This is a genomic window from Aeromonas sp. QDB23 (genome assembly GCF_027707745.1).
GTDB classification, from domain to species: Bacteria; Pseudomonadota; Gammaproteobacteria; order Enterobacterales; family Aeromonadaceae; genus Aeromonas; species Aeromonas allosaccharophila.
The window spans coordinates 1-12,633 of the sequence record NZ_JAPCJA010000080.1; the positions used below are offsets into that span (position 1 = coordinate 1).

12 protein-coding genes and 1 pseudogene are annotated in these 12,633 nt (G+C 47.8%); 10 read left to right on the plus strand and 3 right to left on the minus strand.

The genetic code is table 11. From position 1 onward, the window contains the following. The 10 genes and pseudogenes from istA to PG888_RS21390 all read left to right on the plus strand — a co-directional run. A pseudogene (gene istA / locus PG888_RS21345) lies at nucleotides 1-900 on the plus strand (IS21-like element ISAs29 family transposase); the annotation flags it as partial. A 14-nt stretch (nucleotides 901-914) separates the two neighbouring features. After that, a complete protein-coding gene (gene istB, locus PG888_RS21350) occupies nucleotides 915-1,670 on the plus strand; it encodes an IS21-like element ISAs29 family helper ATPase IstB (protein WP_104454438.1) in 756 nt (251 codons plus the stop codon). Between the two features lie 512 nt (nucleotides 1,671-2,182). Further along, nucleotides 2,183-2,377, plus strand: coding sequence for a helix-turn-helix transcriptional regulator (locus tag PG888_RS21355; RefSeq protein ID WP_270694322.1), 195 nt, complete (start codon nucleotides 2,183-2,185; stop codon nucleotides 2,375-2,377). Then, nucleotides 2,374-2,775 carry a hypothetical protein gene (locus tag PG888_RS21360; protein WP_270694321.1) on the plus strand — a complete coding sequence of 134 codons (402 nt, stop codon included), beginning with the start codon at nucleotides 2,374-2,376 and terminating at the stop codon, nucleotides 2,773-2,775. The genes PG888_RS21355 and PG888_RS21360 overlap by 4 nt, the downstream gene beginning before the upstream one ends. Further along, complete coding sequence (locus PG888_RS21365) at nucleotides 2,772-3,770, plus strand: primase-helicase zinc-binding domain-containing protein (protein ID WP_270694320.1); 999 nt, start codon at nucleotides 2,772-2,774, stop codon at nucleotides 3,768-3,770. Before PG888_RS21360 ends, PG888_RS21365 begins: the two co-directional genes overlap by 4 nt. Beyond that, nucleotides 3,767-4,894: a helicase RepA family protein gene (locus PG888_RS21370; RefSeq protein ID WP_270694319.1), complete on the plus strand. Its 1,128-nt coding sequence runs from the start codon at nucleotides 3,767-3,769 to the stop codon at nucleotides 4,892-4,894. The genes PG888_RS21365 and PG888_RS21370 overlap by 4 nt, the downstream gene beginning before the upstream one ends. 452 nt (nucleotides 4,895-5,346) lie before the next feature. Further along, nucleotides 5,347-6,027 carry a hypothetical protein gene (locus tag PG888_RS21375; RefSeq protein WP_129146713.1) on the plus strand — a complete coding sequence of 227 codons (681 nt, stop codon included), beginning with the start codon at nucleotides 5,347-5,349 and terminating at the stop codon, nucleotides 6,025-6,027. A gap of 71 nt (nucleotides 6,028-6,098) precedes the next feature. Next, complete coding sequence (locus PG888_RS21380; protein WP_270694318.1) at nucleotides 6,099-6,749, plus strand: hypothetical protein; 651 nt, start codon at nucleotides 6,099-6,101, stop codon at nucleotides 6,747-6,749. A 405-nt stretch (nucleotides 6,750-7,154) separates the two neighbouring features. Continuing rightward, a complete protein-coding gene (locus tag PG888_RS21385) occupies nucleotides 7,155-8,510 on the plus strand; it encodes a tyrosine-type recombinase/integrase (RefSeq protein WP_080768666.1) in 1,356 nt (451 codons plus the stop codon). Between the two features lie 68 nt (nucleotides 8,511-8,578). Then, nucleotides 8,579-9,031, plus strand: a complete 453-nt coding sequence (locus tag PG888_RS21390; RefSeq protein ID WP_080768665.1) for an antitoxin Xre/MbcA/ParS toxin-binding domain-containing protein — start codon at nucleotides 8,579-8,581, stop codon at nucleotides 9,029-9,031. A 129-nt stretch (nucleotides 9,032-9,160) separates the two neighbouring features. On the opposite strand, the gene PG888_RS21395 is transcribed toward PG888_RS21390, so the two are convergent. The 3 genes from PG888_RS21395 to PG888_RS21405 form a co-directional block, all read right to left on the minus strand. Beyond that, nucleotides 9,161-10,279 carry a hypothetical protein gene (locus tag PG888_RS21395; protein ID WP_270694317.1) on the minus strand — a complete coding sequence of 373 codons (1,119 nt, stop codon included), beginning with the start codon at nucleotides 10,277-10,279 and terminating at the stop codon, nucleotides 9,161-9,163. Between the two features lie 843 nt (nucleotides 10,280-11,122). Continuing rightward, the gene (locus PG888_RS21400; RefSeq protein ID WP_270694316.1) at nucleotides 11,123-12,328 is read right to left on the minus strand and encodes a hypothetical protein; all 1,206 of its coding nucleotides are present in this window, start codon (nucleotides 12,326-12,328) and stop codon (nucleotides 11,123-11,125) included. Then, nucleotides 12,297-12,633: hypothetical protein (locus tag PG888_RS21405; protein ID WP_270694315.1), on the minus strand; the 337-nt coding region annotated here is incomplete at its 5' end. The genes PG888_RS21405 and PG888_RS21400, both read right to left, overlap by 32 nt.

The window sequence follows — 12,633 nt, forward strand, 5'->3', positions numbered from 1 at the left end:
AACCTCAAGAGCGGTGTCAGCAAGGCTTGCCGATACGATCCCGAGCTCAACCCCAGCTACCAGCAGTTGGCCGAGCACTATCAGGTGGCGGTGATGCCAGCTCGCCCTTACAAGCCTAAGGACAAAGCCAAGGCCGAGGTGGGTGTGCAGATCGTCGAGCGCTGGATCCTGGCCCGTCTACGCCATCAGACCTTCTTCTCGCTTGCCGAGCTCAACCAGTGCATCCGGGCTTTGTTAAATGAGCTCAACGAGCGCCCGTTCAAGCAACTGCCCGGTAACCGACGTGAAGCGTTTGAGCAGTTGGACCGCCCGGCACTGGGGTCACTACCGGTGCATCCCTATCGCTATGTCGCCATCAAAACGGTCAAGGTCAACATCGACTATCACGTCAGCTATGAGCAGCACCATTACTCAGTGCCGCACCAGTATGTGGGTCAGCAACTGGAGCTCCATGCGGGCGATACCCTGCTTCAGGTCTATCACCAGCAACAGCTGGTCGCGAGCCATCCGCGTAAAACCATCCCGGGGATGAGCACACTCCCTGAGCACATGCCGGAACGTCACAGCAAGCAGCAACGCTGGACGCCAGGGCGTCTTAAGCAGTGGGCTGCTGACATCGGACCGGGCACCTTGTGCTGGGTTAGCGAACGGCTGGCAGAGAAAGCCCATGCCGAGCAGGCATACCGACTCTGCCTGGGTCTACTGAGTCTTAGTCGAGAGTATCCGCCATCACGGGTCGAGGCTTGCTGCCAGTTGGCTAACCGGGAAGGACTGGTGCGGCTCAAGCAGCTCAAGTCGGTGCTGACCAGTGGCCGCGACCAACTGCCCGCAAGCCCGCTGAGCTACCCAGAGTTACCGCAAGAGCACGAGAACATCCGCGGCCCCCAGAGCTTCCACTAAAGAGGATACGTCCCATGACCCAACAAACCCTGACCCGCCTGAGAAACCTGAAACTGACCGGCATGGCGGATGCCGTGCAACAACAACTTGAACAGGCGAGTACCTACGAAGGGCTGCCCTTCATCGAGCGGCTAAGCCTGCTGGTCGAACACGAACAACTGAGCCGGGAGCAGCGTAAACAAGCTCGGCTGGTCAAGCAGGCGAGGCTCAAACTCCAGGCCACGGTGCAGGAGCTGGACTACCAGTCAGCACGCAACCTAGAGCGGTCACAGGTAGCAAACCTGGCCCAAGGAGAGTGGCTGCGCCGGGGCCAGAACCTGCTCATTACCGGCCCCTGTGGCTGTGGAAAAACCTACCTGGCTTGTGCGCTGGGCTACCAAGCCTGTCAGCAAGGGCATAGCACTCGTTACTACCGGCTGCCGCGTCTGCTACTTGAGCTGAGCCAGGCCAAGGTAGATGGCAGTTACGCCAGACTGCTGGGTCAACTGGCAAGGATAGAGCTGCTGATCCTGGATGACTGGGGACTGGAAGCGGTGAATGCCGAGCAGCGCAACGCCCTGCTGGAGATCATGGATGATCGGTACGGGAAATACTCGACGGTCGTGGTCAGTCAGCTGCCAACGGAAGAGTGGTACGCGAGCTTGGGGGACAACACTCTGGCAGATGCGATCCTGGACCGGCTGATGCACAACGCTCACCGGCTGTCACTGAAGGGAGAATCGATGAGAAAGAGGAGAAGTGAGTTGACCCAATCTGAACACTCGAGTTAGAAACGGGGTGACGTGAGCGCGTTAAGGATCAGGGTGTTCACGTTGGCCGGAATGGCTGTTCAACTTCGCCGGAATACGCACGTTTTTGGCGATCTTAACAACCTAACGCAAGGGGAAATATTTAGATGAAATTGAAAAGGCGGCCGCGCTAACCCTATGGCTGGCTCGCCTTGATGCGCTACGGGCTGACAATGTGGCAATTCTCCCGACAACTAGACCCGCTTAGGCGGGTTTTTTTGTGGTTTTGTTATGGCATTTATTCATATCACTAACGCTACTTATTTCTTATTGTTCATACCTCCCCCGAGAACCCCAATCTCCCCATTTTCACAAAATCCCGCATTTGGCGCGGGTTGGCGCTGGGGACGTATTTCCCCCCAAGCCCGTCTAGTTGACACAAAAACCCTTTAAATTCATCTAGTTGACACTGTTCTGATGCTTTGTTTGGTCTTGTTTAGGTGTGCACGTGCCGTATAATCAAGTAACACCAAGCAATAACGACAGGGGGTCTTATGACCAATCCAGCACAATCCTTAATTACCATCGCAAGCACCTGCACACTGCTCAATATCTCACGTCCGACCATCTATCGCTGGATGAAGGACGAATCTTTGCAATTTCCCCCCGCGATCAAGATCGGGCCAAACAGCATTCGATTCAGACATTCCGATGTCGTGGATTTTATTAGCCGTAGAGCTGGCCTGTGAGTTGCAAAAAAAAATCCCCGCATATGCAGGGACTTATACAGTTTTTTTCAATTTCGACAGGGTATCCGCCAAGAGACCTGTTAAAACCAAAAGGTAATGTTTATATGACCGATATTAACAGAAATCAGGGTAGTGTCAACTACGCCCAGCGCCAAGCCCAGAGCATTCACTGGCTGGTAACTCTCAATAACATTTCAGAACAGGTTACGCAGATTGGCTATGAAGTTGCGTCAGCCCGCCGAGAGATAGCCGCCACTCTTGCGGAGTATCCAGCGCCCGCAGGGTTGCCTGAACTGCCCGAAGCTGTAGAAGTGAAGATCCCCAGAGAGGGGCTTTTCCTTCGCAAGCTGAACGCCCTTCGCGTTATCGGTGCCCGTAGCGCAGGGGGTTGCAAATGATGGATCACAACATCAGCGCCGCCGCAGTGACCGCAGCAGCACATGGCCAATGGCGCGAGATCCTGACAGCCAATGGCATTAAGTTGCCAGAACCCAAAAGGCACGGCCCCTGTCCTATCTGCGGGGGAAAGGATCGCTTTCGCCTGGAGGAGCGGAAAGCCGAGAAAGCAGCGCGGGGAGTCTGGGTGTGTAGTCATTGCGATTGCAGGGGCGGCGATGGCCTGAGTTTATATCAACAAGCGACAGGCCAAAGCATGAGCGAGGCGATCCGTTCACTGGCTAGCCATCTTGGGCTTTCTGGCCCTATGAGCGCCGCAGACCATGCCCGCATCGAGAAGCAGCGCCAGAAGGCCGCCAAAGCCGCAGAGCAGCAACGGCAAAAAGAGGCTCGCCAGGAGGAAGCTGCCGCAGCCCTAGCTAACCTGATGGCTGATGAGGCTCTGATTATTGATGCCGCCGAACACCCTTACTTGAAGCGTAAGGGTTATGCAGGCTTCCCTGTGTTCACTCTTGCCCGTACCTATCACCATGAGGTCGACGGCAAGCAATACAGCTACAGGGCGGGCTGTCTGCTTCATTCCATCCGCGACAACAAGGCCGAGATCATTGGTGCCGAGCTGGTTACGGATGGCGGACGCAAGACCTCGCTGGCTGGGGGGAGCAAGGCAGGAGTGTTCATCGTCGAGCCTCCCGTAGATATGCCCACCAAAGAGGTGGAACACCTTTTCATCTGCGAAGGTGTCGCCACTGGCTATGCAATCAGGGAGATCTTCGGATTCAAGGCGCTGGGCTTCGCTGCTTTGACCAAGAACAACATGGCGAGATCAGCATTGATTGCCCACGCTCTGGTGCCTGAGCTTCCAATCATCGTATGCGCCGATGTGGGCGCTGAGAGGGAAGCTGAGCAGGCTGCCGCCAGTGTAAATGGGATGGTTAGCGCCCCGCCTTCCGATGACTGGGACACATACCGCCAGCAGCAGGGGGTGGCAGCATGAACGCGATGAATCCGATCCTTGCAGCCGCTCGCAAACCTGAGCTGGTGATTGCCAGCCAAGATGATGCCCTTCTCCCAGATGAGCAGAGCATTGAAGAACCGCGCAAAACAAAGCTGCCGTTGATCCGTGGCTTCCAAGGCTTCGACGTACAAGCCAGTTACCTGATCAAGGGGTATCTGCCCGCTGATTGCACGGCTTCTATTTACGGGCCTTCTGGCTCGTTCAAGAGCTTTTTGGCTGTCTCTTGGGCCTGTCATATTGCCACTGGCAAGCAATGGAATGAGCGTAAGACGGAAGCCGGAGCCGTGCTGTATGTGGTAGGCGAAGGCGGGGTAGGTGTACCGCGCCGGATACGAGTATGGGCTGACCAATACAACCAAGGCGAGGATGTGCCGAACATCTTTCGCGTGGACATGCCTGTTTTTATGGCTGACCCGCTACAGGTGATGGAGCTAAAGCTGGCTGCTAGCCAAGTAAAGGCGGAAACGGGCCTTGATGTGAAGCTCATAGTTGTGGATACCGTGGCGCGCTGCTTTGGGGCTGGTGACGAGAACAAGGCTAGCGATATGGGGGCGTTTATCGCAGGTTGTGATTTGGTTAAGGCGGCGACAGGGGCAACGATCTTGCTTGTGCACCACACTGGCAAGCAAGAGGCGAACGGGGCGCGAGGTTCAAGTGCATTCAAGGCCGCGCTTGATGCTGAGTATCTCGTTAAACGCGAGGGCGACAAGGGAGACAGCTTGGTATTGAAGGCCACAAAGATGAAGGATTCAGAGCAGCCGGAAGCCGTAGCGTTTGACCTCAAAAGTCGAGTGATCACGTTTGATAGTGAAGGGGATGAAGTAACCAGTCTCGTTCTTATTGATAAGGGTCGCGAGCCAGCAGACCCCGAAGAGCTGGATGGTATCGGCAATATATCCAGCAACCACAAAGCTATGTATCAGACTATCCGCGAGCTGTGCGAGAAAGGCGATGGCAAAGCCCCATGGCGGACTGTACAGGCCAACATGAAGCAAGCGGGCACATGGGACAGTAAGAAGGGAAGCCGTTGGCGCGACAAGCTGGAGGAAGATGGGCTGATCAGCGTGGACGGTGACGCGATAAGCCTATGCTCGCCAGAGTGAAAAATGGGGGCATAGGTGGGGCTCTGGTGGGGGCGTAACGGGGTGGGGGCGATGGCCCCCACTTTTTTTATATATACGCCACAAGTGGGGGCGTAATGGGTAAATCGACTTATAACCCGCGCCAGCACTGGGTTTTTGGGAACCCCACTTGCCAAAAATTAGCGCTATGGTGGGGGCGAAGAGAAATGGGGGCGTGTCAGTTATCGCCTTGAAGCCCGCGCTAGATCAGGTTTTGTGCCTCTTCTCTGCATCCTTCCCAGTAAACTGGTAGAGCTGGGGGTTTGATACTGGCGGCTTTGCGGCACCCCACACCCTGCCATCCTAACGAACAGACACAAGTTTTTACGCTGCGTATAGCATTACACGCTGATGATAGAAATGACACTTTATGATAGAGTCCTTAATGACTCCTTTAGACAAAGGTTCATAACAACCATGAGAGTGTTTTTATCATGAAAGAAAATATTATATTAATATTTTTATCTTTAGCGGTAACTGGGTGCGCTTCTCCAAAGTTCAACTACGTACCAAAGCAGCAGTTTTTTACAACTCCAGAGATAGGACAGATAACAACTATAGGGATTGGTGAAAATCTATTATCTCAAGGCGTTGCCAGTTCAACAGAAGTACTTAAAGTTAATTATCAACAAAGCATTTCAGCTTACCAAATTACATCTGGTGAATTTAATAAGATAGGTGAGGATGATAGATATGACTATTACATGACATCCCCTGTTGAACCTACACATGGAAAGATAATGAGAGGTTTAATTACATCATATCCTGACTACAGCGCATCGATTCAAATTGACAAAGGTACAAATAAAACATGTATCATTTCACCTGTCGATTTAACTGTTTGTGGCGATATTAAATTTGAAGTTGCAGAAATTAATAGAACAACAAAAGCATCATTTCAACAAACACTTATTTATAATGGAAAGGTAGGTGATGAAGTGAATTTTAGTTATAGAGAATTTAGTGGTGATCTTGCAAGGCCTGCATTTAATTCAGATGTGAAATATGACTTATCAAAATCAAAGAAAGTGGGTTATAAAGGCGCAGTCATTGAAATTATAGAAGCTGATAACTTAGAGATAAAATATAAGATTATCAAAGGCTTTTCAAAATAGGCGCTGTGGGCGAGCAGCATTTAATGGACTGCTCGCCTTTAATTTTTATATAGATAGCCAAGGTGCTAATGATGGGATTAATTAAAGGTAGCATTGGGTTTCTCGACATGACAAGCTGGTGGCTTGATGAGCTTTCCTATAAAGAAAGAGAAACTATACTCTCCGTGTATAACCCTATTGGCAATTCATCCGATAATTTGATAAACGGGGATGTTATATCAACTACAGAGGAGCCAATATCATTGCTTTATGGTATTGCTGGCTGGCTAAATAGCCATGAGCATATAGAGCTTTGCATTAAGTTATATACAAAAGCTAAGAGTTTAATTAATGCCAACACCACAGCCATTAATGTTCATTTATTGCATAACAGTGAAATAATCTCTTACTATAAGCATCGGCTTCATATTGGTCTTGAACCAACTATTACTGCATGTGAGGATCAAATAAAAATCGCAGATGAAGCTGCTCATGAATTTATGTTGGATTATCAAGAGCAACTTAATTTTGCTAGGGAGAGGAATATTGATATTTCTTTAGACAATTGCTCTGTATTGCCTTCGCATCGGGGTTATAAACAACTTTCAATAATTTTTTCAAACTCAAACCAATATCAGAGAGCTATAGACCTTTGCAGACAAGCACACATGCAAGGCTGGTCTGGTGATTGGGATAAAAGGATCGAGAGATATAAGAAAAAAGCGGGCAAAGTTACAGGCTAGTAATCATCATAATTTGCATCCCACTGACATCCGAAAATGAGATGCAGACCAACAAACAGAGATTCAGAGTTAAGTTTTGTCAGGTTTTCTCCAGTCCCAATCTTGATGCAATGAATTGCAAAGGAGGGGTACAGGGAGGGGTATGAAGCAAAAAAGCACAAAGGGTTAGCCTCACTCAGAAGCTAACCCCTTGTTTTATATGGTGCCGGTAAGGGGAATCGAACTCCTGACCTTCGCATTACGAATTATAACACCCATCGTCTAAACACATCCAAGAAAGTCTTAACAATAAACCATATCACACTGATTTATAACACAATTTAAATAATGATCGTCCGTGTTTGTCCAAAGAGATACTCACATATACAATGACAATAAAGTACGCCGACAAGTACGCGAGACGCCATGATAAAAACTGATCGAGAATGTAGAGCCTTAGTACCTGAAGAAGGAAAACAACGGATTGTCAAGGCAGTCTATAGTGGAGGAAACAAGGGCTTATGTCTTGAAGCTAGAGCTGGAGCACAAACCAAAAGCTGGCTCTATAGATATTACATAGCTCAAAAGCAAACGAAGATGACTCTTGGGAACTATCCTGCAATGAGTCTGGCACTGGCCCGAGAAACCCATGCTCGAATGGTTGTATTCGTTAAACAAGGCATTGATCCCCGAGAGGCAGTGTTAAGTTCCAAGCAAAAAAATGAACAAATGCCTACATTGAACGAATTTTTCGAGCAATGGATTCAACATAAAGCCAATGCCAAACGTAGTAATCGGAAGTATATGGAAATCGGTGCAAGAACTGTCTCTGACTATCGAAGCATCTACAAAACGCATCTAGCGAATGCTCTAGGTAAACTCCGAGTATGTGACATATCAATGGCTGTATTGCATCAACATTATCAAAAGCTCCAAAAAGGGAGCTTGGAGGGCTTACGTAAATCAATGGGGTTGATGAATCAAATGATGGATGAATCAGTCAGAAAACAACTTATTGATTCAAATCCGACATTAGCTCTAAAACCAAAAATTTATAATGCTACCCCTAACGACCCAAGGCAACGATCTTTATCTACTATTGAATTGGCTAGATTGTGGAAAACAATAGATGAAAACTCGGTAAAATGGAGAGAACACAGTACCAATGGTAAAAATAAAACCACTTCAATGACCATGTCTACGAGTGTAGCCAATGCTATTAAAATAATTATTCTCACTGCTGTTCGCAGAGGAGAGGTTGCTTCTATGGAGTGGTCACACCTAAATGATGAGGAATGGCTCATCCCGGATACTAAAAATAAAATTCCACACGTAGTAACTCTATGTCCGCTAGCAAAACAAATCATTTCTGAGCAAAGAAAAATCACATCAAAGACATGTAAATTTGTTTTCGAATCATGCGTCAGACCTGAATTCCCGATAACTGGTGATGCAATAACTCGCGCACTTAGCAGACTACAAGAAGCAAAGATGATAGATATTGAACACTTCACATTACATGACCTCAGACGTAGCGTTTCAAATGGTTGTGGGCGTGAACTTAATGCAACGCCTTTTGAAGTAGAACACCTACTTAATCACACAATCAGTGATAGATTATCTAGAATTTATCAAGGTGAGTCTATGCGTGACAAAGACAAGCTTAAAAAGTTATTCTTGGGTTGGGGGAATTTCGTTAGCCAGTACATTGCAAATAATCCTGAACATATGGACCAAGATATCAGACATGATAACGTCATTAAAATTAACTTCCGTAAATGATGAGGTTCAGACACTACACTAACATGTAGACCTACCATCAGTTATCATCAAACAAATCGGAGAGCACCATGAGAGTCGATTTAGCTCATGACTTGAAGCCTAGATTAGCTATAACTGACTCACTAATTGAGAACCTTAATATTCCACATCATCCATTGATGGTTCATTTATGGATAGTTTCTGGCGTAAAACCAGAAGCTATCCCTCAGCTCGCTAAAATGGTTATGACAGATGTTGGCACGATATGCCACCTCACCGGCATTAGCAAGAATACTATTTCACGTAAACTCAGAACAAATACACCTCTGACTATTCAACAAGGTTCTAGGGTTTATGGTGTTATATTGGCTCTGGATGCGGCTCGCTCCCTAAATGAAAATGATAATACCAAATCCATAGCATGGCTACATCAACCAGCTAAGGGACTTGGCGGGAAAATGCCAGCTGAACTGTTGAGTACATCAGTAGGAGTTCAAGCAGTGGTAGACTTAGTAGGACGAATTGAACATGGTGTCTACTAATATAAGACAACACATCTGGCTGCCATAATTTTAGTTTTTCCTCGCGTAGCGAGAAAAGATCCAGATTTATTATAATTAAAGGGGGGTGTCCCCCCTTGCATTCCGTAAAAACATCTATAAAAATCATTGTTACTCATTATGAGTATACTCTTCAAAAAAAATGTCATCTTCTAAATATTGAGCATACAACTTATATGCTAACTGTTGAGCCATATTGGATATACTTGTATCCACGTCGGGGGGAGTCAATGCAGGAAGAATTTTACCTGGTAATGAGAAAGTATAACTTTCATCGCCACTGTGCATATCATAACTTGTAGTTGTATCTGTCGACGTCATTAAATCAAACCCTAACTCTTTAGCAAGAAATATCCATACCCAACACCGGAATGAGTCTTCCTTATCATAATCACTAACCAGCTTATATATTGCGTCAACAGAACCATTGATTGCACTAACAATCCACCAATAATAAGCATTCACCACCATGCCACGAGTTTCACATTCTATTGCAATAGATTCACTACGTTTACTGCCGCCCATATAGCCAATGTATAAAGAGGAATCAAGTCCATGTGATGCCAACTCGAACACAGCATCCATATCAAATGACATTGCAGCTTTTTTCAAGTGATGATACCAATAAATGTATCGTTCTTTATCTGTGTCAACTAATGCATTAATATCAGCACTATTAAAGCCACTGGCTATTCTGTACAATTTTTGATGAAGTTCAAAATCGGTAAATGACGAGGCATTTCGGTCTGCAAATGCACTTAACTGGACCAATCCCTGGTGTACTAATGGCGAATTAAATTCATTCTGTTTAAACATATTCATTAATTCCCCAGCATAATGGTCTGAGGAGCTAAAGCGGCTAGCAGTAGTCGAATTAGGAGGAAGTTGACCATGCTTAGTCATGTCATCGTCGTTAACACGACGCCTTAAAATCTCTCTTACACGTAGGCTTATAATACCCGCCTGCACTAACGATGTGGCCAATTTCTGAGCGGCAAGCTCAGGAATACTAATACCCAGAATATTAGCTCTAGCCTCAATTGCACTTACATCCAACGCAACCTGCCATTTCGTATTACTGAGCAGAATCGCATCAGCTTGCAATGACGCGTAAGTACTGTAGCCATAGGCCGCAGCAATCATCTCGTAGATATGACTACGTTTGAGGGAGATGCCTAGTACATCTTTGAGCTCAAGCTGGGTTGTGTGGACGAAAGCTTTGATGGTCATGATCCAATCTCCTAGTCCTACCCTGGGGTATACATCGCACGTTTAATCCATCCAAGGTGAGGATTTGAGGTTGAGATCATGTGGCTTGAGAGTAGTAACCATTTTGACTCGTGCGAAAGTCTGGCTGGTCAGCCGAGACAAATCATAACCTAGTAAGTGGCACTGTCCAAGAGTCCATTCTCGCCCCGAGCCTCTCCGACACCCAGTAGACCAGCCCTGTGAGTTGTGGAATGAGCCGAATGAGGGCTATTATCGGCTCATATCGCGAGCCGAATGTGGTGTCAATTCGGCTCATTTTTGGCATTGCACTGCTTGCCCGCGACACAAAATCAGCGAGATTATCGATGGCAGCAGACTGGAGCTACTGCTGAAAACCTTAATCCAGAACATTTGCGTATTCCGGTGAAGTTGAACAGTGATTCCGGAATCTGTGAACACCATTTCCGGAAAGTATGCGGCCAGGGATTCTGCGAGCAGAAGCTGAGCTTTGAGGGGAGGCATCTTTTCGACTCACCGAACAAGCCAGCAGCCAAGCGCAGCGCGGCAGTTGTGGATCCAGGTCATTGGAGCATGACGGTTCATCTGACATCAGAGTTCGTGCTCTGAGGTGTCCGGAAACGGTGTACACGCAAGCCGGAATCAGCGTTCATTTTAAACCGGAATAGGTGTTCATTTTCGACCGGAATATGCAACATTTCAAGGCTCACCCAGATCGGAGCCATTTAAGGCAATCTTTTACGAACCCCACGAAATGTGGAGTTCTTTATCTCCTCAAAATCTCACGTCTTCACTGTCAATTTTCGGCACTGACTAGACATGCCTTAACTGACGTGGTGAGCCGATTTAGGGGGTAGTGGCGGCACCTGACACAGGGGCAGATACACTCACCTCACACTGCCAACGCCCATGTTGCTCGCTTACTTGATACCTCATTTCACGGTATTGCCAAGTGATGGGCAAAATGGCTTGGGGTTGGCTGAGCTTTAAGTTGAGATTTATATAGGTTTCTGCGTTTGCGCCTGAGAAGGTATCCACCCAAATCAGACGATTTAACCAAGTGCAGGCTTTTGCCAAATGCTCTCGGCTTTGGGTCGTGGCGGTAATACTCTGCCACCCGTTATCGTTCAATTGCACTTGCAGCATAATCTCAGCCGTTTCATCGTCAAAATACACAGGCATAGGCAACAAGTGCTTAGCTCTGCCTTCTAACCGATGCCGCTGCTCGACCGCACTGCCTTGGCGCAACGCTTGCCAATGTGCTTGTTCGGCGCTGCGACCAATTAATAAGGGATGCGATAACACGCTAGCACACTCGGCATCTTGCCAACTGCACTGGCTAAAGTAGTAACGGGCCTTATCTAGGTCGAGCTCGGTATTGAGGTAATACACGCCAAGGTTATATTGAATATCGCTATCGAAGGGGTCGAGCTTAGCGGATAACCGCCAATAACGGCCGCCTAAACCTTTATCTTGCTTAACTAACCCATTGTAATAAAGCGTACCAAGATTAAGGTAAAGCAAGGCACTTTCGTTGTCCGGAAGACAGCTTAGATACTGAGCCTCGGCTTGTTGATATTGCTGGCGCTGCTCATAACTCGCACCTAAGTTAACACACGCATCGGCACTGCCTTTGGCTATCGCGCGGCGATACCAAGTTTCACTCTCGGCCAGCTGACCAAGCTGCGCATAGCTGTACCCCAACTGATAGAGCACACTCTGCTGAGTGAACTCGTTCAGTTTCTCTACGTCTGCATAGGCGCGTTTCAACCATTCAATCGCTAACGGGTAATGCTGCGCCTGCGCACTGTAACTGCCAAGCAAATACGCTTGGTATTCGGCTGGGTGCTTTTCAAATAGCTCTACATCCAGCGATGCGCCATGTTGCTGCAATAGCGTGTAGGCCTTTTGAAAAGTGGCGGAATTTTTATCCCACTGTTTGAGGTTGTTTTGCACGGCATAAGCCGAGCCGCTGATTGCTAGCAATAAGAGTAGGTTGGCGCTATGCAGCGGAACTCTTTTAGTGACCATTGGTGTCGCTGTCATTGCCATTGGGGGCTTCACTCTCTGTTATGCCAAGCAGGCGCGCCATTGCTTCATCACCGAGCTGCACATGCAGCAACTGATAGAGATTGGTGAATGATTGATACGCCTCTCGCCAATACGCCGCCAGCGGTTGGCTGCGTCTGACACCTTGCCAATGATGTTGATAGCTTTCATGGAAATGGCGTTGAGTCCGCTGGGTCAGGTTATCCGCCAACCGTTGCCATAATGGTTCACGTAACTGTTCACCCAGATGGCATTGACAGGAAAAAGTGAGACGATCATCCCTTGATCCACTGTTGCCCCTTGCCTGA

Bases quoted from the DNA above. Each gene is read 5' to 3' on its own strand.
- istB (WP_104454438.1), top strand. From the start codon at position 915: ATGACCCAACAAACCCTGACCCGCCTGAGAAACCTGAAACTGACCGGC.
- PG888_RS21355 (WP_270694322.1), top strand. From the start codon at position 2,183: ATGACCAATCCAGCACAATCCTTAATTACCATCGCAAGCACCTGCACA.
- PG888_RS21365 (WP_270694320.1), top strand. From the start codon at position 2,772: ATGATGGATCACAACATCAGCGCCGCCGCAGTGACCGCAGCAGCACAT.
- PG888_RS21370 (WP_270694319.1), top strand. From the start codon at position 3,767: ATGAACGCGATGAATCCGATCCTTGCAGCCGCTCGCAAACCTGAGCTG.
- PG888_RS21375 (WP_129146713.1), top strand. From the start codon at position 5,347: ATGAAAGAAAATATTATATTAATATTTTTATCTTTAGCGGTAACTGGG.
- PG888_RS21380 (WP_270694318.1), top strand. From the start codon at position 6,099: ATGGGATTAATTAAAGGTAGCATTGGGTTTCTCGACATGACAAGCTGG.
- PG888_RS21385 (WP_080768666.1), top strand. From the start codon at position 7,155: ATGATAAAAACTGATCGAGAATGTAGAGCCTTAGTACCTGAAGAAGGA.
- PG888_RS21390 (WP_080768665.1), top strand. From the start codon at position 8,579: ATGAGAGTCGATTTAGCTCATGACTTGAAGCCTAGATTAGCTATAACT.
- PG888_RS21395 (WP_270694317.1), bottom strand. From the start codon at position 10,279: ATGACCATCAAAGCTTTCGTCCACACAACCCAGCTTGAGCTCAAAGAT.
- PG888_RS21400 (WP_270694316.1), bottom strand. From the start codon at position 12,328: ATGGCAATGACAGCGACACCAATGGTCACTAAAAGAGTTCCGCTGCAT.